The organism is Nocardia sp. NBC_01377, from assembly GCF_045040005.1.
Lineage (GTDB): Bacteria > Actinomycetota > Actinomycetes > Mycobacteriales > Mycobacteriaceae > Nocardia > Nocardia noduli.
This window is the reverse complement of sequence record NZ_CP109566.1, coordinates 4,804,862-4,830,913: the sequence shown is the minus strand read 5'-3', so window position 1 is coordinate 4,830,913 and position 26,052 is coordinate 4,804,862. Positions and strand designations below refer to the sequence as shown.

24 protein-coding genes are annotated in these 26,052 nt (G+C 67.6%); 14 read left to right on the top strand and 10 right to left on the bottom strand.

Translation table 11 applies throughout. The features are described 5' to 3' along the window. Nucleotides 1-458 precede the first annotated feature (458 nt). From OG225_RS22185 to tpiA, 8 genes are all read left to right on the top strand, one after another. A complete protein-coding gene (locus tag OG225_RS22185; RefSeq protein WP_405177092.1) occupies nucleotides 459-875 on the top strand; it encodes a hypothetical protein in 417 nt (138 codons plus the stop codon). Between the two features lie 74 nt (nucleotides 876-949). After that, nucleotides 950-2,998 carry an excinuclease ABC subunit UvrC gene (gene uvrC, locus OG225_RS22180; RefSeq protein ID WP_405177091.1) on the top strand — a complete coding sequence of 683 codons (2,049 nt, stop codon included), beginning with the start codon at nucleotides 950-952 and terminating at the stop codon, nucleotides 2,996-2,998. 115 nt (nucleotides 2,999-3,113) lie between these two features. Then, a complete protein-coding gene (gene rapZ / locus OG225_RS22175; RefSeq protein ID WP_405177090.1) occupies nucleotides 3,114-4,061 on the top strand; it encodes an RNase adapter RapZ in 948 nt (315 codons plus the stop codon). Then, a complete protein-coding gene (gene yvcK / locus OG225_RS22170; RefSeq protein ID WP_405177089.1) occupies nucleotides 4,058-5,104 on the top strand; it encodes a uridine diphosphate-N-acetylglucosamine-binding protein YvcK in 1,047 nt (348 codons plus the stop codon). The genes rapZ and yvcK overlap by 4 nt, the downstream gene beginning before the upstream one ends. Continuing rightward, nucleotides 5,101-6,078 carry a DNA-binding protein WhiA gene (gene whiA, locus OG225_RS22165; RefSeq protein WP_198654415.1) on the top strand — a complete coding sequence of 326 codons (978 nt, stop codon included), beginning with the start codon at nucleotides 5,101-5,103 and terminating at the stop codon, nucleotides 6,076-6,078. The genes yvcK and whiA overlap by 4 nt, the downstream gene beginning before the upstream one ends. A 207-nt stretch (nucleotides 6,079-6,285) precedes the next feature. Next, complete coding sequence (gene gap / locus OG225_RS22160) at nucleotides 6,286-7,305, top strand: type I glyceraldehyde-3-phosphate dehydrogenase (protein WP_216911668.1); 1,020 nt, start codon at nucleotides 6,286-6,288, stop codon at nucleotides 7,303-7,305. 3 nt (nucleotides 7,306-7,308) lie between these two features. Continuing rightward, the gene (locus tag OG225_RS22155; RefSeq protein WP_405177088.1) at nucleotides 7,309-8,541 is read left to right on the top strand and encodes a phosphoglycerate kinase; all 1,233 of its coding nucleotides are present in this window, start codon (nucleotides 7,309-7,311) and stop codon (nucleotides 8,539-8,541) included. Beyond that, nucleotides 8,541-9,323: a triose-phosphate isomerase gene (gene tpiA / locus OG225_RS22150; RefSeq protein ID WP_405177087.1), complete on the top strand. Its 783-nt coding sequence runs from the start codon at nucleotides 8,541-8,543 to the stop codon at nucleotides 9,321-9,323. Before OG225_RS22155 ends, tpiA begins: the two co-directional genes overlap by 1 nt. A gap of 332 nt (nucleotides 9,324-9,655) precedes the next feature. Here the strand turns inward: tpiA and OG225_RS22145 are convergent, their stop codons facing one another. Continuing rightward, nucleotides 9,656-10,489 (bottom strand): META domain-containing protein, encoded by an 834-nt coding sequence (locus OG225_RS22145; protein ID WP_405177086.1) that lies wholly within the window; start codon nucleotides 10,487-10,489, stop codon nucleotides 9,656-9,658. 151 nt (nucleotides 10,490-10,640) lie between these two features. Between OG225_RS22145 and OG225_RS22140 the strand changes: the two genes are divergently transcribed. The 3 genes from OG225_RS22140 (at nucleotide 10,641) to OG225_RS22130 (ending at nucleotide 13,557) form a co-directional block, all read left to right on the top strand. After that, nucleotides 10,641-12,272, top strand: a complete 1,632-nt coding sequence (locus OG225_RS22140; protein WP_405177085.1) for an MFS transporter — start codon at nucleotides 10,641-10,643, stop codon at nucleotides 12,270-12,272. Nucleotides 12,273-12,306: 34 nt separating this feature from the next. Then, entirely contained in the window at nucleotides 12,307-12,540 is a 234-nt protein-coding gene (secG, locus tag OG225_RS22135; RefSeq protein ID WP_109526914.1) for a preprotein translocase subunit SecG, read from the top strand. A 102-nt stretch (nucleotides 12,541-12,642) separates the two neighbouring features. Continuing rightward, nucleotides 12,643-13,557 (top strand): LysR family transcriptional regulator, encoded by a 915-nt coding sequence (locus OG225_RS22130; protein WP_405177084.1) that lies wholly within the window; start codon nucleotides 12,643-12,645, stop codon nucleotides 13,555-13,557. A gap of 1 nt (nucleotide 13,558) precedes the next feature. Here OG225_RS22130 and OG225_RS22125 read toward each other — a convergent pair whose 3' ends face one another. From OG225_RS22125 to OG225_RS22105, 5 genes are read right to left on the bottom strand one after another with little or no spacing between them, the layout of a single operon-like run. Continuing rightward, complete coding sequence (locus OG225_RS22125) at nucleotides 13,559-14,371, bottom strand: carbohydrate ABC transporter permease (protein WP_216911596.1); 813 nt, start codon at nucleotides 14,369-14,371, stop codon at nucleotides 13,559-13,561. Further along, nucleotides 14,361-15,386: a carbohydrate ABC transporter permease gene (locus OG225_RS22120; protein WP_405177083.1), complete on the bottom strand. Its 1,026-nt coding sequence runs from the start codon at nucleotides 15,384-15,386 to the stop codon at nucleotides 14,361-14,363. Before OG225_RS22120 ends, OG225_RS22125 begins: the two co-directional genes overlap by 11 nt. Nucleotides 15,387-15,390: 4 nt before the next feature. Continuing rightward, a complete protein-coding gene (locus OG225_RS22115; RefSeq protein ID WP_405177082.1) occupies nucleotides 15,391-16,278 on the bottom strand; it encodes a metallophosphoesterase in 888 nt (295 codons plus the stop codon). Then, nucleotides 16,275-17,636 (bottom strand): ABC transporter substrate-binding protein, encoded by a 1,362-nt coding sequence (locus tag OG225_RS22110; protein ID WP_405183331.1) that lies wholly within the window; start codon nucleotides 17,634-17,636, stop codon nucleotides 16,275-16,277. The genes OG225_RS22115 and OG225_RS22110 overlap by 4 nt, the downstream gene beginning before the upstream one ends. A gap of 46 nt (nucleotides 17,637-17,682) precedes the next feature. Beyond that, on the bottom strand, nucleotides 17,683-18,807 hold the full coding sequence (locus tag OG225_RS22105) for an ABC transporter ATP-binding protein (RefSeq protein WP_405177081.1): 1,125 nt from the start codon (nucleotides 18,805-18,807) through the stop codon (nucleotides 17,683-17,685). Nucleotides 18,808-19,009: 202 nt separating this feature from the next. On the opposite strand from OG225_RS22105, the gene OG225_RS22100 reads away from it, so the two are divergent. Beyond that, on the top strand, nucleotides 19,010-19,708 hold the full coding sequence (locus tag OG225_RS22100; RefSeq protein WP_216911592.1) for a hypothetical protein: 699 nt from the start codon (nucleotides 19,010-19,012) through the stop codon (nucleotides 19,706-19,708). 647 nt (nucleotides 19,709-20,355) lie between these two features. Then, the gene (locus OG225_RS22095; RefSeq protein WP_405177080.1) at nucleotides 20,356-20,634 is read left to right on the top strand and encodes a YggT family protein; all 279 of its coding nucleotides are present in this window, start codon (nucleotides 20,356-20,358) and stop codon (nucleotides 20,632-20,634) included. Here OG225_RS22095 and OG225_RS22090 read toward each other — a convergent pair. Beyond that, nucleotides 20,624-20,962: a putative quinol monooxygenase gene (locus OG225_RS22090; protein WP_405177079.1), complete on the bottom strand. Its 339-nt coding sequence runs from the start codon at nucleotides 20,960-20,962 to the stop codon at nucleotides 20,624-20,626. The genes OG225_RS22095 and OG225_RS22090 overlap by 11 nt on opposite strands. A 233-nt stretch (nucleotides 20,963-21,195) precedes the next feature. Then, nucleotides 21,196-22,044: an SDR family NAD(P)-dependent oxidoreductase gene (locus OG225_RS22085; protein WP_405177078.1), complete on the bottom strand. Its 849-nt coding sequence runs from the start codon at nucleotides 22,042-22,044 to the stop codon at nucleotides 21,196-21,198. A 54-nt stretch (nucleotides 22,045-22,098) separates the two neighbouring features. Between OG225_RS22085 and OG225_RS22080 the strand changes: the two genes are divergently transcribed. Next, nucleotides 22,099-23,076 (top strand): alpha/beta fold hydrolase, encoded by a 978-nt coding sequence (locus OG225_RS22080; protein WP_405177077.1) that lies wholly within the window; start codon nucleotides 22,099-22,101, stop codon nucleotides 23,074-23,076. Here OG225_RS22080 and OG225_RS22075 read toward each other — a convergent pair. Beyond that, nucleotides 23,073-23,552 (bottom strand): hypothetical protein, encoded by a 480-nt coding sequence (locus OG225_RS22075; protein WP_405177076.1) that lies wholly within the window; start codon nucleotides 23,550-23,552, stop codon nucleotides 23,073-23,075. The two genes, OG225_RS22080 and OG225_RS22075, sit on opposite strands and share 4 nt — an antisense overlap. 84 nt (nucleotides 23,553-23,636) lie before the next feature. Then, the gene (locus tag OG225_RS22070) at nucleotides 23,637-26,006 is read right to left on the bottom strand and encodes a thiamine pyrophosphate-dependent enzyme (RefSeq protein ID WP_405177075.1); all 2,370 of its coding nucleotides are present in this window, start codon (nucleotides 26,004-26,006) and stop codon (nucleotides 23,637-23,639) included. Nucleotides 26,007-26,052 lie beyond the last annotated feature (46 nt).

Sequence of the window (26,052 nt, the reverse complement as noted above, 5' to 3'; positions counted from 1 at the left end):
CGGTCGTGCGCGAGGCTGGGCGTCGGCGGTCGTGTGGGGGGCCGAGGGGCGCTGGTCGTGCGCGAGGCCGGGCGTCGTTCGTCCGTCCGGATCACCCGGGCGGCACCGCCCTCGGTGGTCGTGCGAGGCCGAGCGTCGGTGGTCGTGCACGGGGCCGAGTGTCGTCGGTCGCGCGCGAGGCCCAGCGTCGGCCGGAACCCTGGTCGTGGCCGATGCCGGAAGTTGACGGTGTGCGTCCCGCCTGCCCGCTGATCCGCGCATGCTCCACTCTCGACGGACCGGCGAGCGCACCGAGGTCGGCGCGCGGATTCATGCAGGTCCGACGATGATCCCGCACGCTATTTCCACGAAAGGTGATCTGGATCACACTGTAGCGGACTATCATGTCCGGACGCGGGATGTGAATTAACGTTCCCTCTCGTGCGTCCGAGGGGGCGTGTTCGAACTGGGAGTTGCCCGTGGTTACTTTCACAGATTCCGCTCGATTCCATTCGGCGGTACCGATGCCGGGCCCCGTGCGCGAGGCGCGCGAAGCGGCGCTCGGACTGGCCGGATTCGGAATTCTCTACCCGGCGGCGCTGGGGCTGACGCTCGGCGGTGACGCCGCCGTCACCGCGGCATTGCATTTCGCGCCGAGTCTGCTGATCGGGCTGCTCGCGCTCGGCTTCCGCTCCGGCGACGCGTCATTGCGCAAGAGCGTGCTCGTGCTCGCCGCGGTACAGATCCTGCTCGGCCTGCACATCATCGGCGCTACCGACCTCGGGGTGATCGTCGTGCTCACCGTGCTCTACGTGTGGGGTACCTCGGCGATGCTGATCTACCTGTTGCGGCGTCCGCAGGCCGTGGCGTGGTTCACCGACGACGGACAGGGCTGACGCGCCGACCGGATCGGGCGGGTAGGTCCGCCGCCGACGCGGGAGCTGTCGGACCGCGTCGATAGGCTTGTCCGGTGGCAGATCCAGCGACGTACCGTCCCGCGCCGGGCACGATTCCGGTGCAACCCGGTGTCTACAAATTCCGGGACGTACACGGTCGGGTCATCTACGTCGGTAAGGCCAAGAGCCTGCGCGGCAGGCTGAATTCCTATTTCGCCGACGTGGTGTCGCTGCATCCGCGAACCAGGCAGATGGTCACCACCGCGGCGGCCGTGGAATGGACGGTCGTCTCCACCGAGGTGGAGGCGCTGCAACTCGAATACAACTGGATCAAGGAATTCGATCCGCGATTCAACGTCAGGTACCGCGACGACAAGTCCTATCCGGTGCTCGCGGTGACCTTGAACGAAGAGTATCCGCGGCTGTTCGTCTACCGGGGCGCCAGGAAGAAGGGTGTGCGCTACTTCGGGCCCTACGCGCACGCCTGGGCCATCAGGGAGACCCTCGATCTACTGCTGCGCGTCTTCCCGGCCCGCACCTGCTCCAACGGAGTCTTCAAGCGCCACAGCCAGATCGGGCGTCCGTGCCTGCTCGGCTATATCGACAAATGCTCGGCGCCCTGCATCGGCCGGGTCAGCGCCGACCAGCACCGCCGGATCGTGGAGGACTTCTGCGACTTCCTCGCCGGACGCACCGACAGGATGGTCCGCGAACTCGAGCGCCGAATGCACGACGCCGCCGAGGAACTGGATTTCGAGACCGCCGCGCGGCTGCGCGACGATGTGCAGGCGCTGCGGCGGGCGCTGGAGAAGCAGGCGGTGGTGCTCGGCACCGGAACCGACGCCGACGTGATCGCCTTCGCCACCGACGAATTGGAGGCCGCGGTCCAGATCTTCCACGTGCGCGACGGCCGGGTGCGCGGTCAGCGCGGCTGGGTGGTGGACAAATCCGGCGACGCCGTCGACGCGCCCGAGGGCGGCGGCGAGATGGCCGCGCTCGTCGAACAGTTCCTCACCCAGTTCTACGGCGAGCAGGCCTCCTACGTCGACCAGGGCCCCGACGAACAGTCGGCGGCGGTGGTGCCACGCGAGGTCCTCGTCCCCGATCTGCCCGCCGACGCCGACCAGATCCAGGAATGGCTCGGCAGCCTGCGCGGTTCGGCGGTGCGTTTGCGGGTGCCACAGCGCGGGGACAAGAAGGCACTCGCCGAAACCGTGGAACGCAACGCGAAGGAAGCGCTGGCCCAGCACAAACTGAAACGCGCGGGCGATCTGACGTCGCGGTCGGCCGCGCTCCAGGACATCCAGGACGCTCTGGAACTCGACAGCGCGCCGCTGCGGATCGAATGCGTCGACATCAGCCACGTCCAGGGCACCGATGTCGTGGCCTCGCTCGTCGTCTTCGAGGACGGGCTCGCCCGCAAATCCGAATACCGCCACTACACCATCAAGGAGGCCGCGGGAGACGGCCGCTCCGACGACGTGGGCAGTATCGCCGAGGTGACCCGACGTCGGTTCGCGCGTCTGCGCCGGGAACGCGACGAGGCGGAACGCACCGAACTCGACGCCGCCGGTTCCGGTGACCTCGGTCCGAACGGTGTCGGAACGGGTGGCGCCGAGGACGAGGGCCTGGACCTCATCTCGCGTCCCGGGATAGATCCCACCACCGGTCGTCCCCGCAAATTCGCCTATCCGCCCAACCTGTACGTCGTCGACGGCGGCGCGCCCCAGGTCGCCGCGGCCGCGGAAGTGCTCGACGAACTCGGCATCACCGATGTCGCGGTCATCGGTCTGGCGAAGCGACTGGAGGAGGTGTGGGTGCCGGGCGAGCCGGATCCGGTCATCATGCCGCGTAACAGCGAGGCGCTGTTTCTGCTGCAACGGGTCCGCGACGAAGCGCACCGTTTCGCCATCACCTTCCACCGCAGCAAACGCTCGCGCCGGATGACCGCGTCGGCGCTGGACTCGGTGCGCGGGCTCGGTGCGGCGCGCCGGACCGCGCTCGTCACCCATTTCGGGTCGGTGGCCAAGTTGAAGGAGGCGACGGTGGAACAGATCACCGAGGTACCGGGCATCGGCGTAGCAACCGCGAAGGCCGTCCTCGCGGCATTGCGGGAGACCTAGCGGGCGCATCAGTGCACCCGCGGCCCCGGTATCGCGTACGTTGTGTGTCTGCGCCCGATACCGGAACCCGGTGCGGGATGATCGAGAGGCCCCCAAAACACAGATCCGGTAGGACATGACACGCGTCGAATCGAACAATAGTGCGGGCAGCCCGCGGCAGGTCGCGGGTAACCGGTTCCAAGAGCAGGTCGAGGTCGTCATCGTTACCGGGTTGTCCGGTGCGGGCCGTGGTACAGCCGCGCGGGTGCTCGAGGACCTGGGCTGGTATGTCACCGATAATCTGCCACCCGAATTATTCGGCCGCATGGTCGAACTCGGTGTCTCGGCCGAGCCACCCATCACCCGGTTGGCACTGGTCATGGACGTGCGCAGCAGATTCTTCACCGACGATCTCACGGTGGTGATCGAGCAGTTGCGCGCCCTGGGCGTGCGCACGAGGGTGCTGTTCCTCGAGGCGTCCGACGATGTGCTGATCCGGCGCTTCGGTTTCGCCAGGCGGCGTCATCCGCTGCAGAGCGAGAGCGCCGACGGTACGTTGTCGGCGGGTATCGCCGCCGAGCGGATCCGGCTGTCCCCGGTCAAGACCGCCGCCGATCTGGTGATCGACACCACCGAACTATCGATCCACCAACTGCACAGGAAGATGGAGGAGGCATACGGCGGCGGCGCGCCTGCCGCTCTCCAGTTGACCGTGCAGTCCTTCGGTTTCAAATACGGGGTTCCGTTGGACGCCGACATGGTGTTGGATGTGCGTTTTCTACCCAATCCGCATTGGATTCCGGAACTCCGGGAACGTTCGGGACAGGACACCGTGGTCAGCGAGTACGTGCTGTCGCGTCCCGGCGCGGCCGATTATCTGAGTACCTGCCGCCACCTGGTCGATCTGACGACGAATGGTTACCGCCAAGAGGGGAAGCGATACATGACGGTGGCAGTGGGCTGCACCGGAGGCAAACACCGCAGCGTGGCGATAGCCGAAAGGCTGGGGGAGGCGATCGGCGGGGAATCGGACGGTTCCGCGGATGTGGTCCGGATCGTGCATCGGGATCTGGGGCGCGAATGACGGGGTGGGAATCGAATCCCGCCGTCGTCGCACTCGGTGGCGGGCACGGCCTGTACGCGACGTTGACGGCGGTGCGCCGGTTGACGCGCAAGATCTGCGCCGTGGTCACGGTCGCCGACGACGGCGGTTCCTCCGGCAGGCTACGCGCGGAACTCGGCGTGCTACCGCCGGGTGACCTGAGGATGGCGCTCGCCGCGCTGGCCGATGACCCCGACGGGGTGTGGACGAAAACCGTCCAGCATCGCTTCGGCGGGACCGGCGCGCTGGCGGGACATTCGGTCGGCAACCTGATCGTGGCGGGCCTCACCGAAGTGCTCGGCGATCCGGTCGCGGCGCTAGACGAGGTCGCCAAGATGCTGCGCATCACCGGCCGCGTGCTGCCCATGTCGCCGATCGCGCTCGATATCGAGGCCGACGTCTCCGGACTCGAGGCCGATCCGCGGGTGAGCCGCTGCATTCGCGGACAGGTTGCGGTGGCGACGACGCCGGGCAAGGTGCGCCGAGTCAGGTTGATCCCGTCCGACCCGCCCGCGAGCACGGAGGCGACCTCGGCGATCGAGCACGCCGATGTGGTTGTGCTCGGCCCCGGTTCGTGGTTCACCAGCGTGATTCCGCATGTGCTCGTGCCCGAACTACGGGACGCGCTGGTGTACACGCGAGCGCGAAAAGTCCTCGTGTTGAATCTCGCGGCGGAGCCCGGCGAGACCGCGGGCTTCTCCGCCGAACGACACCTGCACGTATTGTCCCAGCACGCACCGGAATTCGTGGTAGACGAAGTTCTGGTCGACGCGAACAGTGTTCCGGAGGGCCGGGAACGCGAACATGTGGCCAGGGCTGCCGAACAGTTGCGGGCCCGGGTAACCTTCAGCGATGTCGCCGAAGCGGGGACGGCCCGGCATGACCCCGGAAAGCTCGCCGCCGCACTGGATCACCTGATCCGGCAACCTCGGCCGCAAATGGCAGGGCTTCGAGTCGAGGGACGGCACATGGGCGCGGATGTGCGGTCCGGGTTGGGTGGAAAGGAGCGCGTCTCGTGGCGATGACAGCCGAAGTGAAAGACGAGTTGAGCAGGCTCACGGTGTCGCAGGTGAGTTCTCGCAAGGCGGAGTTGTCCGCGTTGCTGAGGTTCGCGGGCGGCCTGCATATCGTCGGCGGGCGGGTGATCGTCGAGGCCGAGGTGGACATGGGATCCATCGCGCGACGGCTACGCCGGGAGATCTTCGAGCTGTACGGGTACGGGTCCGACGTACACGTACTCGGAGCGGGCGGCCTGCGTAAGACCTCGCGGTACGTGGTGCGGGTGTCGAAGGAGGGCGAGGCGCTGGCGCGCCAGACCGGCCTGCTCGACGTGCGCGGCCGTCCGGTGCGCGGATTGCCCGCGCAGGTGGTCGGCGGCAGTATCGCCGACGCCGAAGCAGCCTGGCGCGGTGCGTTTCTCGCGCACGGCTCGCTCACCGAACCCGGGCGCTCCTCGGCGCTCGAGGTCAGCTGCCCGGGTCCGGAGGCGGCGCTGGCGCTGGTCGGCGCGGCTCGGCGGCTCGGCATCACGGCCAAGGCCCGCGAGGTGCGCGGCACCGACCGTGTCGTGGTCCGCGACGGTGAGGCGATCGGCGCGCTGTTGACCAGGATGGGCGCGCAGGACACCCGCCTCACCTGGGAGGAGCGCCGGATGCGGCGCGAGGTCAGGGCGACGGCGAACCGGTTGGCCAATTTCGATGACGCGAATCTGCGTCGTTCGGCCCGTGCCGCGGTCGCCGCGGCCGCCAGGGTGGAACGCGCGCTGGAAATTCTCGGCGAGGACGTGCCCGACCATCTGGCCGCCGCGGGCAAACTGCGCGTACAGCACCGGCAGGCGTCGCTGGAGGAACTGGGCCAGCTGGCCGATCCGCCCATGACCAAGGACGCGGTCGCGGGCCGGATCAGGCGGTTGTTGTCGATGGCGGACCGGCGGGCCAAGGAGTTGGGCATTCCGGATACCGAATCCGCGGTCACCGCCGAACTGCTCGACGAGGCGTAGCAGCGCCGCGTTCAGCACACCGATTGCCATGACCGGCCGGGCACACCGTGAGAACACGCGGCGCGCCCGGCCGGTCGTGTTTCGTCCGTGTTGCGGTCGCGTCGCGCGAGCTCATGAATGCCAGGTGCATGTCGGGGAGATCGGCGCAGGGCATTAGGGTGAGTGGGGCATCGGAATGAATCCGCTTGAAAGCTGAGGAGCGATAACGTGACTGTCCGGGTAGGCATCAACGGCTTCGGTCGTATCGGACGTAACTTCTTCCGGGCGGTGGAGGCGCAGAAGGCGCTCGGCACCACCGACATCGAGATCGTCGCGGTCAACGACCTCACCGACAACGCGACTCTCGCCACGCTGCTCAAGTACGACTCGATCCTCGGCCGCTTGCCGCAGGACGTGTCCTTGGACGGCGACGACACCATCGTGGTCGGCGACCAGCGCATCAAGGCGCTGGCCATCAAGGAGGGCCCGGCGGCGCTGCCGTGGGGCGACCTCGGCGTCGACGTGGTCGTCGAGTCGACCGGTATCTTCACCGACGCGACCAAGGCCAAGGGCCACCTGGCGGCGGGCGCCAAGAAGGTCATCATCTCCGCCCCCGCCAAGGGCGAGGACCTCACCGTGGTCCTCGGCGTCAACGATCACCAGTACGACGGCAGCCAGAACATCATCTCGAACGCCTCGTGCACCACGAACTGCCTCGGCCCGCTGGCCAAGGTCCTCAACGACGAGTTCGGCATCGAGCGTGGCCTGATGACCACGATCCACGCCTACACCCAGGACCAGAACCTGCAGGACGCCCCGCACAGCGACCTGCGTCGCGCCCGCGCGGCCGCGCTGAACATCGTGCCCACCGGCACCGGAGCGGCCAAGGCCATCGGCTTGGTGCTCCCGGAGTTGCAGGGCAAGCTCGACGGCTACGCGCTGCGCGTGCCGGTCCCCACGGGTTCGGTCACCGACCTCACCGCGACGCTGCGCAAGTCGGCCACCGTCGACGAGATCAACGCCGCCTACAAGGCCGCCGCCGAGGGCCCGCTCAAGGGCATCCTGAAGTACAACGTGGACCCGATCGTGTCCAGCGACATCGTCACCGATCCGCACTCGTCGATCTACGACGCGCCGCTGACCAAGGTGATCGACAACCAGGTCAAGGTCGTCTCCTGGTACGACAACGAGTGGGGCTACTCCAACCGCCTCGCTGACCTCATCGGTCTCGTCGGCAAGTCGCTCTGACATATGGGCGTCAAGACACTCCAGGATCTCCTGGCGGAGGGTGTCGAGGGTCGGGGCGTACTCGTGCGCTCCGACCTGAACGTCCCTCTCGACGACAACGGACAGATCACCGATCCCGGGCGCATCATCGCGTCGGTGCCGACCCTGAAGGCGCTGGTCGAGGCCGGCGCGAAGGTGGTCGTCACAGCGCATCTGGGCCGTCCGAAGGGCGAACCGGATCCGAAGTTCTCGCTGGCGCCGGTCGCGGTGAAGCTGGCCGAACTGCTGGGCCGCAACGTCCAGCTGGCGGGCGACGTCGTCGGGTACGACGCGCTGTCGCGCTCGGAGGGCCTCACCGACGGTGACGTGCTGCTGCTGGAGAACGTGCGGTTCGATCCGCGCGAGACCAGCAAGGACGACGCCGAGCGGGCCGAGCTGGCCGCCGCCCTGGTCGAACTGGTCGGCGAGGACGGCGCGTTCGTCTCCGACGGTTTCGGCGTCGTACACCGCAAGCAGGCGTCGGTATTCGACGTCGCGCAGCTGCTCCCGCACTACGCGGGCACGCTGGTCGCGGCCGAGATCGAGGTGCTGGCCAAGCTCACCGCAGAAGCGCAGCGACCGTCCGCGGTGGTGCTCGGCGGGTCCAAGGTCTCGGACAAGCTGGCCGTCATCGAGGCGCTCGCCCCCAAGGTCGACACCCTGGTGATCGGCGGCGGCATGTGCTTCACCTTCCTTGCCGCGCAAGGCTTCTCGGTCGGAAACTCGCTCAAGCAGGACGAGATGATCGACACCTGCAAGGGATTGCTCGATCGCTACGCCGACGTCATCCATCTGCCGCGCGACATCGTGGTGGCCGACGGATTCGCCGCCGACGCGGAGTCGAAGGTGGTCGACGCCAACGAGATTCCCGACGGCTGGATGGGCCTGGACATCGGCCCCGAGTCGGTGAGCCGGTTCTCCGCGCTGCTGACCGAGGCGAAGACGGTGTTCTGGAACGGCCCGATGGGCGTGTTCGAGTTCGAGAAGTTCGCCGCGGGCACGCGAGGTGTCGCCGAGGCGATCGTCGTCGCGACCGGCAAGGGCGCGTTCACGGTCGTCGGCGGCGGTGACTCGGCCGCGGCCGTGCGCACCCTCGGCGTGCCCGAGGACGGGTTCTCGCACATCTCCACCGGCGGCGGCGCCTCCCTCGAATACCTCGAGGGTAAGGAACTGCCCGGCATCAGTGTTCTCGAAGACGCAGCGGGAGAGGCCGAGTAATGGCACGTAAACCGCTCATCGCGGGCAACTGGAAGATGAACCTCAATCACCTCGAGGCCATCGCCCTGGTTCAGAAGATCGCCTTCGCGCTGCCGGAGAAGTATTTCGCCAAGGTCGACGTGACGGTCGTTCCGCCGTTCGTCGACCTGCGCAGCGTGCAGACCCTCGTCGAAGGGGACAAACTCCTGCTCACCTTTGGTGCGCAGGATGTCTCCACCCACGACGAAGGCGCCTACACCGGCGAGATCAGTGGCGCGATGCTCGCCAAGCTGGGGTGCAGTTTCGTGGTCGTCGGCCACTCGGAACGGCGGCAGTACCACCTCGAGGACGACGCCACCGTGCTCGCCAAGGCCAAGCAGGCGCTGAAGTTCGGGATCACCCCGATCGTGTGCATCGGCGAGGGCCTGAACGTGCGCGAGGCGGGCACCCACGTCGAATACAACCTCGAGCAGTTGCGCGGTTCGCTCAAAGGTCTGACGGCCGAACAGATCTCGAAGGTCGTCATCGCCTACGAACCGGTCTGGGCGATCGGCACCGGCAAGGTCGCCACGCCCGCGGACGCGCAGGAAGTCTGCGGCGCCATCCGTAAGGAACTGGCCGAATTGGCCTCGCCGGAGATCGCCGCCGAGGTCAGGGTACTCTACGGCGGTTCGGTCAACGCCAAGAACGTCGGCGAGCTTGTCGGTCAGACCGATATCGACGGCGCGCTGGTCGGCGGCGCTTCGCTGAAGGGTGACGAATTCGCCACCCTGTCGGCCATCGCCGCGGGCGGCCCCCTGTAATTGGCGGCCGGGGCCGCGGGTTCGCGGCCCCCTTGTGTCTCGCGTCCGAGGGGGCGAAGCTGGCGACTGCGTCGCTTCGCTTCGCCCCCTCGGACGCGAGACGGGCCGCGAACGTGGGGGTCGGGTTTCGTCGCGAACGGGAGTTTCGGGGCTATGCCGCGAACGCGGGGTTTCGGGGCTGCGCCGGGATGGGGGGTTTCGGGCTACCCGTGAACGGGGGTTTCGGGGCTATGCCGCGAACGCGGAGTTTCGGGCTATGCCGCGAATGGGGTTTTCGGGTTTCGTCGCGGATGTGGGGTTCCGGGCTACGTCGTGAACGCGGGGTTTCGGGGCTACGTCGCGTGGAGTACCAGGCCGGTGTTGTTGGGGTTGCGCAGGGTGAGGGTGTCGGCGTCGATATTCGCGGTCGTGGTGCCGTCCAGTGCCGAGAGGACGGCGGACTCGACTTCCATGACCTCCGGGGGACAGGCCATTCTGGTGGTCGCGAGCTGGAAGGTGATCGGCGAACCCGAAGGGGCGACGTCGGCGCTACCCGTCATCCTGTTGCAGCCGGTGGTGCCGGAGACGGTGCCGTCCTCGGCGATCAGCAGCGTCGGCCTGGCCTCGGCGAGGGTTCGTGACGTCGTGCGGGCATCCTGGGTGATGATCTCGGTCACCACCCAGTCGGTGCCCTTCAGCGGTTTGTCGGGGCTGGCGACCTTCCTGTCGACCAGGGTGACTGTCTGATCCTTGGCCCGCAGTGTCAGGGTCGTACCCTCGAGGCGCCAGGTGGGAGCGGCGGTCAGCAGGGTGTTCATCCACTGGTCCGCGTCGGCCTGTGGTTCGGGGCAGCCGATCAGGGTGCTCGCGAGGTCGCCCACGCGCAGGACGTCGCCGTCGAAGGTCACCGAACCCGACGCGGTGTTGCAGCCCGCGTACCCGCTGACGCGATTGTCGGCGAAGGTGAGAGTCAGCGGTCCGTCGCCGGGAATCGGAGTGCCCTGCACCATCGTGGAGATGTAGGTGTGGCCCATCGGAGTGGCCCCCGCGGTGTTCGCGGTCGACGCGGCCGAGGTCGTCGATGTGGATGATGGCGTCGCCGCATCCGGGTCGTTGTCCGAGCAGCCGACCACACCGAACGCGGCGAGTAACAACAGCGGTGCCAGGCGAGCCGAGTATGCCGACATGCGTCCGATGGTAGTCACGCGACCGTCGGGTAATGGGTGCCGCGCCAAACGAACGGCGACGGCGACGGCCCGATTCGTCCGCTCCGCGCTGCCCACACCCCCGGCCCTTCGGTTCGTCGCAGGGCGCCTCTGGCCTGGCGCGGCGAGCGATATGCTCTGGCGAGTGACCACAGCCGACGCGCCGAGCCCACTGTCTACCTGGGCGCCGCTGCGAACGCCGATCTACCGGGCGTTGTGGATCGCGCAGTTGGTCTCGAATCTCGGTACCTGGATGCAGACCGTCGGCGCGCAGTGGATCCTGGTCGACGAACCGAACGCCGCGACGCTGGTGTCCCTGGTGCAGACCGCGATCACCCTCCCGGTGATGCTGCTTTCCATTCCTTCCGGGGTGATCGCCGATCTCGTCGACCGGCGCAGGCTGCTGCTCGGCGCGCAATCGGCGATGGCGGTGCTGGCCGCGATACTGGCGATCACCACCGCGTCCGGGCATACCACTCCCGCGATCCTGCTGACCCTGCTGTTCCTGCTCGGCTGCGGGCAGGCGCTCACCGCCCCGGCGTGGCAGGCGATCCAACCGGAACTGGTCCCGCGTCAGCAGATCGTCGCCGTGGCCGCGCTCGGCAGTATGAATATCAATATCGGCCGCGCGGTCGGGCCCGCCATCGCGGGCGTGCTCGTCACGATATCGGGACCGACCCTGGTCTTCGCGCTCAACGCGGTGTCCTTCGGCGGCATCGTCGCGGTGCTGCTGTTCTGGCGGCGACCTCCCACCGATCGCGCACTGCCCAGCGAACGGCCGTTGGCCGCGCTCCAGGCCGGCACCCGGTTCATCCGCGCCGCCCCGGCCATCCGGCGGGTGCTGCTGCGTTCGATCCTGTTCATCGCCCCCGCCAGCGCGCTGTGGGCGCTGCTGCCCGTGGTCGCCCGCGACGAACTCGGTCTGTCCGCGTCCGGCTACGGGCTGATGCTCGGCGCGCTCGGTGTGGGCGCGGTACTCGGCGCGCTCGGGCTGTCCAGGATCCGCACCCTGCTCACCCCGACGCAGCGGCTCACCGCGGCCTCGGTCCTGTTCGGCGTCGCGACGGCGGGCGCCGCGCTGCTGCGTTCGGTGCCGCTGGTGCTGCTGCTGCTCGTCGGCGCGGGCCTGGCCTGGCTGCTTGCCATGTCGACGATGAATTCCACGATGCAACTGCTGTTGCCCGCGTGGGTGCGCGCTCGCGGGCTCTCGGTCTACCTGCTGGTGTTCATGGGCGGCCAAGCCATCGGATCACTGCTGTGGGGACTGGTCGCGGGAGCGCTCGGCACCGTGTCGGCCTTGCTGATCGCCGCGGCACTGCTGGCCTGTAGCGCGCTGAGCAGCGTGTGGTTGCCGATTCGGCACAACGCCGAGGAACTGGATCTGACGCCGTCGGCGTTCTGGCCCGAGCCGCAGCTGGTGGTCGAGCCGGATCCGGAGGAGGGACCGGTCATGGTGTTGCGGACCTACGACGTGCCCGCCGAGCGCGCCGACGAATTCCTCGCGGCCATGGCCTTCCTCGGCCGCTCCCGCCAGCGCACCGGCGCCATGGAATGGCGGCTCTACCGCGACGTCGGCGTGCTCGACCGGTACGTGGAGGCGTTCGTCGTGCGGTCCTGGGCCGAGCACATGCACCAGCACCAGGTGCGGCTGACCGCGCAGGACCAGCTCAGGGAACAGGATGTCCTGCGGTTCACCGTCGGTGAGGAGCAGATCACCCACCTGGTCGCCGTCGAGCCCTATAGACCGCCCGGCCGGGTCCATTAGGTGCTGGGCAAACCCACCCCATAGACTGACCGGCATGCGGATGTTCCTGGATATCCTCCTGATCATCACCAGCCTGCTGCTGGTGCTGTTGGTGCTGCTGCACCGCGCCAAGGGTGGAGGCCTGTCCAGCCTTTTCGGTGGCGGCGTGCAGTCGAGCCTGTCGGGATCCACAGTCGTCGAGAAGAACCTCGACCGTGTCACGATCTTCACCGGTCTGGTGTGGCTCATCGCCATCCTCGGCATCGGACTCGAGATCAAATTCGCCTGACCGGCAACCGGTCGGCCACCCAACCGGTCTCGCCCGTTACCGCGTGATTCATTCCCGGTTACCCGCCCCCGATACGGTAGCGAGTACCGGGAAGGAGTCGGTATGGAGCTCCGGCATCTTGTTTCGTTCCTCGCTCTCGCGGAGGAACTGCATTTCGGTCGCGCCGCGCAGCGGCTGCATCTGACCCAACCGAGTCTGAGCGCCCAGTTGCAGAAACTGGAGCGGTCCCTCGATGTCCAGTTGGTATCCCGCAATTCCCACGAAGTGCGGTTGACCCCGGCCGGGCGGGAATTCGAGGGACAGGCCAAACTCATCGTCGCCCAGCTCGACCGGGCCGCCGAAGTCGCGAAGGCCGCGGCGGCGGGCCGGACCGGAACGCTCGACATCGGATATAACCTGCCCGCGAGCAGGCATGTGCTGCCCACCGCCCTGGCCAGGATGACTTCCGAGAATCCCGACATCACCGTGTCGCTGTGGGAGAAACGCACCGGCCCACAGCTCGCGGCGCTACGTGAGGGCACTCTCGACGTCGGGCTGATCTACGGGCAGCCGACCACGTCGGAATTCCGCTACCGGCGATTACTGCGCCGCATTCCGCTGGTCGCCGTGGTCGGACGCACCCACCACTGGGCGGGCCGCTCCGGTGTCCGGTTCGCCGAACTCGCCGATCAGCAGTGCGTGCTGTTCGCCAGGGAACAGTGTCCGGCCATGTACGACGCCATCTTCCGCGCCGCCGCCGTCAATCGGATCGCCCTCGACGTGGTGCAGACCGCCGACGATCCCGGGGCAACCGGACATATGGTCTCGGTGCGACCGCTGGTGGGTTTCGCGTCCCTGCCGAGGGCGCAGTCGATGCAGATGGGCGGGCCGGATTCCGCCGCCGTCGCGGTGAAACTGCTCGACCCGGTGCCGACACTCGACCTCTTCGCGGTCTGGCGGGCCGAGGAGACCAATCCGGCGGTCGGTCTGTTCCTCGACAGTGTCCCCGCGGTGGACGAGGACACCGTCGCGGTGTGAGTCATTTCAACCCCGAGCGCACGAACGCGTTGACGATATGGCGTTGCAGCAGCAGGTAGAGCACCAGCACCGGCAGGCAGGCCAGTCCGGCCAGCGCCATCATCGGCCCCCAGTCGTCACCCTCGGTGCCCATGAAACTGCGCAGCCCGAGTTGCAGCACGCCGTTGGAGCGGCGCATCACCACCGCGGGCCAGAAGTACTCGTTCCACGAGTTGATGAACAGCAGGATCGCCAGCGCGGCCAGCGCGGGCCGCAGATTCGGCACGACCACCGTCCACAGGATCGACCACGACGAGCGCCCGTCGATTTTCGCGGCGGCGACGAGTTCCTTGGGGAAGGCGGCCATGTGCTGGCGCATCAGCAGTACCGCCAGCGCCGAGCACAGCGTCGGCAGGGCGACGCCGACCAGGGTGTCGATCAGTCCCAGTTGGTTGAGCAGTACATAGTTCGGCAGCATGGTGACCTGGAACGGCACCAGCCAGATCCCGACGAAACCCAGATACAGCACCCGTTGCAGCGGGAAGGTGTACATGGCGAAGGCGTAGGAGGCCAGCAGCGCGATGAGCAGCTGCGCCGAGGCCGACAGCAGCGCCACCGCGAAGGTGTTCGCGATCAGCTGGGCCACGTCGACCTTGCGCGCCGCGTCGGTGTAGTTGTCCACCGACAGCGGCCACGGGATCGGGGACAGCGACATCACATCCGACGGTCTGCGCAGCGAGGTCGCGAACAGCCAGTAGATCGGGAAGGCGCACAGCAACGCGGTGCCCGCCAGCAGCAGGTGGCTCCCGAGTCCGCGCAATCGGTCAATCGTCATGGAAGGAAAGCCTTTCCGAGATCCACACGAGCAGCCCCGCGACGGCGCCGAAACCGAGGAACAGCAGCACGCCCGCCGCGGCACTGAGTCCGGCGTCGAAACTGTGGAAGGCGTAATCCCAGAGCAGGTAGTAGATATTGGTGGTGGACTGGGACGGACCGCCCTGGGTCATCGAATCGATGAGCGGGAAAGTCAGTGTCGGCGTGAGCAATACGGTGGTCAGGACCAGGAACATCAGGGTCGGCGCGAGTAGCGGCAGGGTGATCCAGCGCCGGATCTGACCGGGGGACGCGCCGTCGACGCGGGCCGCCTCGTCGTAGTCGGGACTGATCCCGGCCAGCCCCGCCCAGACCACGAGCACCGCGAATCCCAGCAGTTGCCAGCCGGTGATCACGATGATCACGCCCTGGGCGGTGTCGGTGTCGTAGACCCAGTTGCGATCCGAGCGCAGCACCTGGTCCACCGCGCCGCCACCCGGATGCAGCAGCCAGCGCCAGACGGCGGCCGCCGCGACGGGCGCGACGAGGAACGGGGTGAAGATGAAGGCCTGGTAGATGGTCCTCGCCCGGGGCGAGACCCGACGTCCGGCCAGGGCGAGCGCCGCGGGCAGCAGCACCGTGAACGGAATCAGGCCCACGATCAGCACGACGGTGCGCCACAGCGAATCACGGAAAGCCGGAAGGTCGAGCAGCCGTTCGTAATTGCCGGTGCCCACCGGTTTCATGGGGGAGCTCGGCAGCAGATTCCATGAGTAGGTGGACAGTTCGAACGCCTGGACCAACGGGCGATAGGTGAAGATCACCAGCAGGGCTATCGCGGGGGCCAGATACAGATAGGGGACCGCGGTGCGTCCGACGCGGCGCGGTAGCGAAGCCCACCGGCCGGTCCCGGGCGCGCGAACCGCGCCCGGGACCGAGGTGACCGTGTCGGTGCCGTCGTCGGGTACGCGATCTACCGCGAGTTCATCGCGGTCCGGCCGCGTGGCGGGTGCGAGCGAGGATTCGACGACGAACACCGGATCACCGCCGCTCGGCCAGAGCGGCGAGCTGATCGAGGACTTCCTGTTCGGGTCGGTCGTAGACCGTCGTCGCCGCGGTGGCCTCCACCGCGGTGGCCACCATCCCCGATCCCAGCACGTCGATTCGGGTGAAACCGAATCCGACGACGCCGCGATGCCTGCCCTGCGGCGCGAGGGTGTCGATCCGGTAGGACAGCGCGGGCGCCACCCACACCGGGATCCCCGCGAGCGCCGCCGCGCCGGTGAGGTGATTGTGCCCGCAGACGATCATGCCGACATCGGAACCCGCGAGCGCCGACGCCAGCAGATCCGGATGTTCCAGTCGCAGGAAATCCGGTCCGGGAATGGGCGAGGGCACCGGTGGATGGTGCAGTGCGAGCAGCGTGCCGCGCGGTGCGGGCGTGCTCAATACCTCGGCGAGCCACGCCAATTGCTGTTCGGAGAGCCGCCCGTGGTGGTGCCCGGGAATCGTGCTGTCCAAGGCGATGATCCGCAGGCCCGCCACGTCGACGACACTGTCGAGCGGCAGGTCCGGATCGACGGTGCGCCCGAGCAGTTCCTCGCCGAAGGCCGACCGCTCGTCGTGATTGCCCATGACGTAGACGATCCTGGCACCGAGGGCGTCGGCCACCGGTTCGACAGCAGCGCGCAGCCTCCGATAGGCCTGCGGCGCACCGTTGTCGGCGAGATCACCCGACAGCACGATGGCGTCGACGGGTCGTCGCGCAACGGCGAGCCGGTCCAGCACCGCGAGCAGGTTGGCGTGGGTGTCGATTGAGCCGTGGACCAGTTCACCCTCGGCTCGCAGATGGGTATCGGTCAACTGGACGACGGTGATCGTGTCGGTGTGCCCGAGATGTCCGGCCGGTCCGCCGTTGCGCGTACTCATGCTGCCGGGAGGAGTTTGCGGCCCTGATCCTGTGCGGCGGTCAGGGTGGACTTCGGATCCTTGCCCTGGAAGACGACCGCCTCGACGGCATCCATCATGCCGTCGCGGATCTGCAGGTAGTTGGTTCCCGGCATGGAGATCCACGGCTCCATATTCGCCAGCTGCGCGACATTGGGGGCCAGCAGCGGGTTACGACGTGACCATTCCTGCAAACCGTTCGGGTCGGTCAGCAGACCGGTGCGCAGCGGCAGGTAGCCGATACCCTGCGAGATCTTCACGTAGGCCTGTTCGCTGGTGAGGAACCGGATCAGTTCCCACGAGGCGCGCTGCTTGGCCGGATCGTTGGACAGAATGTAGAGCGAGGCACCGGAATTGGTGGGAACAGTGGTCTTCGCGCCGAAACTCGGCATCGGCGCCGACCGCAGATCCCATTTGCCCTCGGCGCCCTTGACGAAGGTGCCCTGGATGGCGCTCGTCTCCAGGATCATGCCGATCTCGCCGCGACCGAACGCCTCGTAGCCCTGCTTCTGGTTCAGCGTCGGCATCCCGCCGGTGCGGACCAGATCCTGTGCCATGCCGACGACCTCGACCGAGGCGTCGTCGGCGTAGGTGAGGGTGCGCCGATCCTCGGAGATCACCCGGCCGCCGTTGGAGCGGACCATCGACTGGAAGCACCAGTCCTTCGCGGTCTTGGTGAGGCAGTCGATGTACACACCGCCCTTACCGGTCTTCTGGGCGATCGCGGAGGCCGCCTGCGCGACCTGCTGCCAGGTGCTCGGCGGGTTGGCCGGATCGAGTCCGGCCTCGGTGAACAGCGAGGCGTTGAAGTACAGCACCGGAGTCGAGAAGACGAACGGCACACCGTAGGTCGCGCCGTTCCAGTCGGCCAGCGTGCGGGCGCGCGGCGCGAACGGGTGCGTGCCGTCGAAATTGCGCTGCACCTCGGTCTTACCGACCAGCCCGTCGAGGGATTTGGCCTGCAACTGGTTGACGGTGAAATCCAGATCGCTGAAACCGAGCTGCGCGACATCGGGCGGCGTCCCCGCCACCATCTGGTTCTGGATGCTGGAGATGGTGTCGGTGGCCGGATTCGGGCTGTTGCCCTGCGGCTTCTGCGCGGTCACCGTGATATTCGGGTGCTTGGCCCGGAATTCGGTGAGCAGCGCGTCGAACGTATCCGTCCACGCGCCCGCCAGACCGTAGTTGTAGGACTCGAAGACGATCGACACCTTCTGGTCGGCGCCGAGTTCGGGGATCGTGGCGGTCGGCCCGGCGGAATCCTCGGTGGTGCTGCCCAATCCGCCGCACGCGCTGAGCGCGAGGGCGGTGGTCAGCGCCAGAGTGGCGATGGCCGTAATACGTTTCACGACGGTGCTCCTGAGAGTTGTTCGAGCGAGGGGTTTGTCACGCGACAGGAACTTCGTCGCGCACATCTTGGATCGGATCGGTCTCGGTGGCCTGCCAGGTCAGGCGGAGACCGGAATCCGGATGGAAGAGATGGATATCGTCCGGGTCGACGGTGAGCGCGATCTGCTCGCCGATCGACACCCGCGCGGGACGCGGGACGCGCGCGCGGATCTCGTGCTCGCCGACGGTGATGTGCACGACCTCCTCGCTGCCGAGGTTCTCGACCATCCGCACCTGTCCGCGCAGCCCGCCGGGACCGGTCGTGACGCGCAACTGCTCGGGACGGATACCCACGGTGACACTGGTGTCACCGCAGGTATCCGTGATGCCGAGCGCGGCGTCGAGTCCCTCCGCCGTCACATGCAGTCGTCCGGCGCGCTCGGTGATCGTGGCGGGCAGCAGGTTCATCGGTGGGGCGCCGAGGAATCCGGCGACGAAGGTCGAACGCGGGCGGTCGTAGAGTTCGGTCGGCGGCCCTACCTGTTCCACCTGTCCGTCGTTGAGCAGCGCGATCCGCGAGGCCATGGTCATCGCCTCGACCTGATCGTGGGTCACGTAGAGGAATGTCGACCCGAGTCTGCGGTGCAGCGCGATCAACTCGGCCCTGGTCGCGCTGCGCAGCCTGGCATCGAGATTGGACAGCGGCTCGTCCATCAGGAACGCGCCCGGATCGCGAACCATGGCGCGCGCCAAGGCCACTCGCTGTCGCTGTCCGCCCGACAACTCGGCCGGTTTACGTCCGAGCAGCGGTGTGAGCGCCAGCGTCGCGGCGACCTCGGCGACCCGTTCGGCGATTCGCGCGCGCGGCACCCGCCGCGACTTCAGCGGGAAGCCGATATTGCGCGCCACCGTCAGATGCGGGTACAGCGCGTAACTCTGGAACACCATCGCCAGATCCCGTTGCTGCGGAGCGACGTCGGTGATGTCGCGCCCGTCGAGCATGATCCGGCCCGAGGTCGGGAGTTCGAGACCGGCGATCATGCGCAGCAGCGTGGACTTGCCGCATCCGCTCGGCCCGAGCAGGACCATGAACTCGCCGTCGGCGATATCGAGACTCACCTCGCGCACCGCGTCGGTCGCGCCGAATCGCTTCGACACCGCTTCGATCTGCAGCCGGGCCACCGGGGGTCCTCCTTCGCTCGGTATGCCGTAGTGACCTGGACAGTTTCGGCCGGACGCGCAGGCGCACGCGGGTGCGATAGGCAACGCCGATCGGGCGAATCGAGGGTTTCGACTGTGTGCGCGACGGCTGCGGCGGTGGGTGAGGGTGTTGTCGCTGATACAGCCGGGTTCGCCCGAATTTCCCGAGATGAGGATTCATTCGATGAAGGTCAAGCTGACCGTCACGTCCGCACTACTGATCGCCGCGCTCGGTGCCGCCACGGGTAGCGCCGGTGCCGCGCCGCAGTCCGACAGCGTGGGTTTCTCCGCCGTCGCCGAGAACAACTCGACCGTGATCACCACCGACGCGGGTTCTTTGGCCGCCGACAACGGTGTGTTCACCATCAAGGCCGCCGATGGCACCGTTGTCGCGGGAACCGAACTGGCGTTCCGGGTCGACGAGTTCGTCTTCCCGATCGCCGCACAGATCGCCGGCAACACCGCGACTCTCACCCCGCAGCTCGATCTCGACCACGCCACCTACAAGCCCGTCGCATTGCCCTACGAGGATCAGGCGCCGTGGAAGACCGAATACGAGCGTGAGGTCGCGGCCTGGAGCCGTATGACCACCACCATCGCCATGGGCGCCACCATCGGCACCCTCGTCGGCGGCCTCGGCGGCGCTGCCGTGGGCTGTGTCCTCGGCGGCGTTCTCGGCGCCGGCGTTGCCTCGGCCACCATCGCGGGTCTGTTCGGCCCGTTCATTCCCGCGGCAGCCGTCGGCTGTGTCGGCGGTATCGCCACGATCGGCTTCCTCGGCACTCTGGTCGGCCAGATCCTGATCACCGCACCGGTTGCCATTGCCGCCGCGGCCCAATACTTCACCACCATCAATACCCCCGCCCCGAAGCCCGCGAAGTAATTCACCTCTCGGTCACGGGCGTTCCGTGACTCCGATCGGAGAGTCTCGGATCGGTCGCCACGAATATGGACGGCCCCTTTTCGGTGAGAGCCCCTCATCGAAAAGGGGCCGTTGTCGTAGGAACGTCTCGCCGCGCCGGTCATCGGCTGAACTGGCGGGTGCGGACGAGCCTCGTACGCGGCGACGGCACGCGGAATCGTTGTGTGCGCCCGACGTTCGCCGCGCCGCGGCACTGGATTGCTGAAAGCACCGGGGTCAGGGGATCAGGGTGCTCGGGGAAAGCTCCCCGCCCCGGTGCAATTCCAGCATGTCGGTGGTCGACGTAGGTGCGTCGGCCGCCCGTGCATTCCGATTCTCGCGGAACACGATCGAGTCTACGAAGGCCGACTGTGGTTCGCCGGAAGTTTGCGGGATAGTTAGCGAAGGGTGGCCGGATGGACGCGCCGCCCGGCGGCGGGGTGGTGCGGGAACTACGATCTCGGCAGAGGCGGGGTGGGTGGCGCGACCGCCCCCACAACCCTTCGCGCTCGCCCGATTTGTCCGATCCTGATAGTCGGCTGAGAAGACGGCCACCCGGACACTTCGACGCGGGCGGGCCCGTTGATACCGATAGACGGCCGGTTCGGCCGACACATAAGGAGTTGGTCATGAGCCTCATCGGAGCAGTGCTCGGCTACGCCCTGACGCTGTTTATCGTGGTGCTGATCGCGCGGATGATTCTGGACTGGGTGGTGCTGCTCGGCAACACCAGGTCGCCGTGGGTGTTGCGGGCGCGCGATGTCACCCAGAAGGTGACCGAACCGGTGATCGCGCCGGTGCGCAAGGTGCTGCCGCCGATACGCGCGGGCGGGATGGCGATCGACCTGGCCTTCATGATCGTGTTCATCGTGGCACTGGTGCTGCGGTCGATCTTCTTCAGTCTGTGACGCGCGGTGTGCTCGCCGACCGGGCGAGCACACCCTTGGCCGCCACCGGTTCGCCGACGATGAGTTCGGCGCCCGCGATGAGATCGCCGAGTACGGGTGTGGCCGCCGACATCGCCGCGCTGTCGCGGTGTGCGGTGAACGCGTCCTCGTCGGCGTAGATCTCGGAGACCCAGAACAGTTCCGGATCATCCTTGGACCGATTCAGGACGTAGAGCAGCGTGCCCGGTTCGCGTTCGACCTGCTCGAATACCGGACCGAAAGCGGCGACCAATTCCTCGGCCCTGCCTTCCTTGGCCTTGACCCGGGAGACCAACGCGACCTGCGGCATTCGAGCGCTCCTTGCGGAAATGCAGACGGAAACAGGGGAGCCGAATTGCCGGTCGTGGCATGCGGAATTCGATCCGGTCATCGGCCGCAGCCAGACTAGCACCGACTTCGAATTGCCCCACCGGTGGTCCGCGTCGACGCGCGATCGGATTATCGCGTGGTGCAATGGGTTTCGCCGGGAATTCGAATCGGCACCGGAGAGCGTTCGCGGTCCGCTGCCGGTGCTGGCCGATTTCAGTCGTTGCGGGGAATGCGCCCGTCGACATCGGTGAATCCGTAGTGTTCCGCGAGATCGGCGACGCGCCAGGCGGATCCGGTGCGCGCGCGCCGGTCCGGATCGGTGGCGAGCGCGACAACCGCGCGACCGGGAAACCGCGGTGTTTCGGCGGTGTCCAGATCGAATGCGCCCTCGCCGGGCAGGGTGATGATCCTGCGCCCCTCGGCATCGGCGGGCACCATCCGGAGTAGTTCGGTGTCGACGATGCCCGGCCACAGCGAAACCACCGTGACCTCGGTATCGGTCAGGTTCCGGGCCAGATCGGCGGTGAGCCGATCCAGCGCGGATTTGGCCACCCCGTAGACGGCATTGTGCATGTACCGCTCGGCGCCGGGTGAGGAGATATTGACGATGAGGCCACCCGATTCGATCAACAGCGGAGCGGCGAATACGGCTGCCGCGTAATGGGATCGCACGCCGACGTCGAAAGTCTCGTCCCACGCGGCCGGCGGCACCTCCCAGAACGGTTTGCCGAGCCAGCGGGCCGCGGCGGGCGCGTTGTAGACATTGTTCACCAGGACATCCAGGTGGCCGTATTCGTCACGTATCCGCTCGAACAATCGGGCGACCGCGTCGTCGTCGCGATGGTCGCAGACGAACGGGATACCGACGCCGCCCAGTTCGTTGATTTCGGCAGCGGTGCCGTGCACCGTTCCCGGCAGGTGTCCCGGCGTGATCGATCGCCCGGTCACGAATACGGTGGCGCCCGCCGCCCCCAATTCGAGAGCGATGCCTTTCCCGATGCCGCGACTCGCCCCCGTGACGACGGCCACGCTGCCGCCGAGTTTCTCTGGTATTCCGTTCACGACTTCGGGACATTACCGTGAAATAGGAACACGTTCTAAGTTTTGGAGGCGATAGTGGAGTCGGCGCATCGGTTCGTGACCATCGACGGCGGACGGATGCACGTCGCCGAACAGGGGGAGGGGCCCCCGGTGATCTTCTGCCACGGGTTCCCGCACACCTGGTACATCTGGAATCGCCAGCTCGGGGCCGTCGCGGGGGCAGGCTACCGCGCCATCGCCCCCGACCTCCGCGGATACGGTCGCACCCGGGTGCGCGACGAACCCGATTCGCACACCAATCGCGCCGTCATCGGTGATCTGCTCGCGCTGCTCGACGATATCGGCGCCGAACGGGCGGTTTTCGTCGGACTGGATTTCGGCGCCGCGCTGGTCTGGGAGCTGGCGTTGCGCGCCTCGGAACGCGTCAGCGGGCTCATCGTCCTCAACAATCCCTTCGCGCCTCGTCCGCCTCGTCCGCCCTCGCAATTGTGGGCCAAGGCCGCCGCACGTCATTTCCTGCATCTGGACTACTTCCAGAAGCCCGGCGTCGCCGATGTCGAACTCGGCGCGAATCCGAGGGAATTCCTGGCGCGCGTCTATTTCTCCCTCAGCGCCGACTACCACTACCTCGACACCTGGCGTTATCCCGCCGAGGGGACCGGATACCTCGACGTGCTCCCCGAGGCCCCACGGCTGCCGTGGCGGTGGCTTTCCGGCGAAGACCTCGACACGCTCGCCCAGGATTTCGAGAGCACCGGATTCACCGGCGGGCTCGCGTGGTACCGGGCGCTCGACCGCAACTGGGAACTCACGGCCGAGTACGCCGACGCCCACGTCACCGTCCCCGCGTACTTCCTCTACGGCGACAGGGACACCGATATGGAGGGGTTCAGCGGCCACGATCCGCTGGGCGCGCTGCGCGCCCACGTGCCCGATCTGCGCGCGGTCACCGAAATCGCCGACGCCGGACATCTGCTCCAGCTGGAACGGACCGAGGAGGTCAACGCGCTCATCGTCGACCATCTCCGCGATCTGGCCGACCGGGCTCGCTAGCGGTACTCCCCGGCCAGTTCCTGATAGCCCGCCCACCTCGGCAGCGGCCTTGATTCGAGGTGGGCGCCGAGGCGGTCGAGCAGGTACTGCCAGCGCGGACCGATGGCCTCGGCTTCGTCGGGCCGCAGGTGACGACGGATCAGTTCGACGGTGGTGACCACGCCGACCTGGGTGAGGCGCAATTCCAGTTCACGGCCGTCGATACGGACGACAAGTGCGTGCGGTGCCTCGCAACGCTCCACACGCACGTCGAGGGGACCGGAGACCGGGCCGTCGACGGGGTCGACGGTCAGATCCGCGCCCTCGCCCGCGACGGTGCCCAGCCAACGCCCCAACTGCTCGCGGGAGGTGCACGCGGACCAGACGTCGATGACGGGCTGCGGGTAGGAGCGCTGATAGTGCAGCAGTACCCGCTCGCCGTCGATGGGTCGGTCGTGCTCGGGACGCACCTCGCCGAGCGTGGATATCGTGGTCATGAGCCTCATCCTTCCGCTGCCGGTCAGAAGTTACTTCTCCACTGTATTTCCATGCCGGGGAATTTCATGCGGCCCGACCGTCGATCACCGGGATCGCGTCGGCGACCGGAATCTGCGCATCAATGTGACGCCGCGTCGGTTCGTGGTACCGAGGATCGTGTCGGCGGCGGATTCGATCGCGGCCTCGTCCAGCAGGACGTTGTCGGCGGCCGGGCCGAGTGGCACGAAACTGTCCTCGCTGGTCACCCGGGCGATCCGGCCCTCGAATCCCGCGTCGAGCAGTGCGGTGACGACCGATTCCGAGACACCGCCGCTGCGACGGGTCTCGTCGGCGACCAGGACGCGGCCCGTGGCGCGGGCGTGCAGGATCAGATCCTCCACCGGCAGCGGGTTGAGCCAGCGCAGGTCGAGGACGCGCACCTTGATGCCGCGTTCGGCGAAACGATGGGCGACGCGCAGACTCATCGGGACGCCGTTGGCGAAGGTCACGATCGTGAGATCGGTTCCGTCGCCGTGGATTCGCGCGCGACCGATCTCGACATGGTCGGCGGGAGAGCCGGAGGCCAGCCAGCCCTTGTCGCCGGGATGCAGATCGCGGGCGTGGTAGAGCGCGATCGGTTCGAGGAAGACGCACACCCGGCCGTCCACGCGCGCGGCCGAGACGCAGGTGCGCAACATGGCCGCGGCGTCGTCGGCCCGGGATGGCACAGCGACGACCAGTCCCGGTATATCGCGCAGTGCCGCAACCGAATTGTCGTTGTGGAAGTGGCCGCCGAAACCCTTCTGGTACGCCAGTCCGGCGATGCGGACCACCATGGGGTTGCGGTAGCGCCCGTCCGAGAAATACGACAGCGTCGCGGCCTCGCCGCGCAGCTGGTCGAGGGCATTGTGGACATAGGCCAGGTACTGGATTTCCGGAATCGGCACGAATCCGGCGAGCCCGGCGCCGAGGGCGGTGCCGAGCACACTCTGCTCGTCGAGCAGGGTGTCGAAAACCCGTCGCGCGCTGAACCGCTTCCGCAGACCCTTGGTGACCCCGTAGACGCCGCCCTTGCGGGCGACGTCCTCGCCGAAGACGAGAATGTCGCGGTCGCGGTCGAGTAGTTCGGCCAAGGTGTGATTGATCGCCTGCGCGAGCGTCATCGGGTCGGGTTCGGCGGCGGAACCGTTGGCCGACGAATCGGCGGGCATGGAGGCCGCTGCCTTGGAGGCTGCTGCCTTGGTCGCCACCGCCTTGGAGGCCACCGCTTCGGTCCCCACTGCCTCGGGGTCGGCAGTCTCGGTGGCCACAGCTTCCGTGTCGGCGGGCTCGGTGGTTCTGAGCACATCGGCGCGCACGTCGTCCGGGTTCGCCGCCGCGATCGGGGCGGTCACGGCGGTGGCGGAGGCCAATTTCGGTTTGGTCCACACCGTCTGGGCCGTCACCGACACCAGGTGCGTGATGAGGTCGTAGCGGGCCAGAATCTCCTGCGGTGTCGCGGTTCCGGTGCCGACGAGTACCCGCGCGGTGGCCAGGACCGGATCTCGTTCGAGATCGGCGGCGATATCGCCCGGGCTGCGGTAGGCGGATTCGACATCGGATCCGGCATGACCGAGCAGTCGGACGGTGCGCATACGGAAGAAGGCCGGTTTGCGGTTCTTGCGCACCCATTCGACGGCCGCCGCGGCGGTCGTCATGGCGTCCACCGGATCGCAGCCGTCGGCGTCGAAGTAGCGCAGGCCGGGGCGGGACCCGTAGGCGGACTCGATCCAGTCCGACGGTGTCGGCACGCTGAGTCCGATGCCGTTGTCCTCGCACAGGAACAGCACCGGCACCGCGACGCCCTGGTGCGCGGTGTGGACGGCGGCGTTGATCGCGCCGGTGGCGGTGGAGTGGTTGGCCGACGCGTCACCGAAACTGCACAGCACCACCGAATCCGCGGGCCATTCGCTCGAAACGCCCAGTCGCGCGGCACGTTCGAGGGAGAAGGCGAGTCCGACCGCGCGGGGCAGATGCGACGCGACCGTCGAGGTCTGCGGAATGATGTTGGCGGCCTTGCTGCCGTAGACCTTGTGCCTGCCACCGGAGATCGGGTCGGCGGCCGCCGCGACGACGCCGAGGAGCACGTCGAGAATCGGGTCGAGTTCGGGCACCCGACGCGCGCGATGGACGAAGAACGCGCCGGACCGGTAGTGCAACAGTGCCGGGTCGGTCGTGCGCAACGCCGCCGAGACCGCGGCATTGCCCTCGTGCCCGGACGAGCCGATGCTGTAGTAGCCGCGCCGCGCGCTGCTCAGTCGCCGGGCCGCCAGATCGAGTTGCCTGCTCGTGGCCTGCGCCTGGAACAGTTCGAGTATCGCCTCGCCCGAAACCCCCGGCGCGACCGCACGATCCGACGGCGGCGCCGACGGACCGACCAGCGCCGCGATGCCCTCGCGTAGTCGCTGGTCGAGTTCACTTTCGGAACGGCTCACCGGATGTTCCCTCGATGGATACCGTCGACGAAATTGCTGGTCGGCA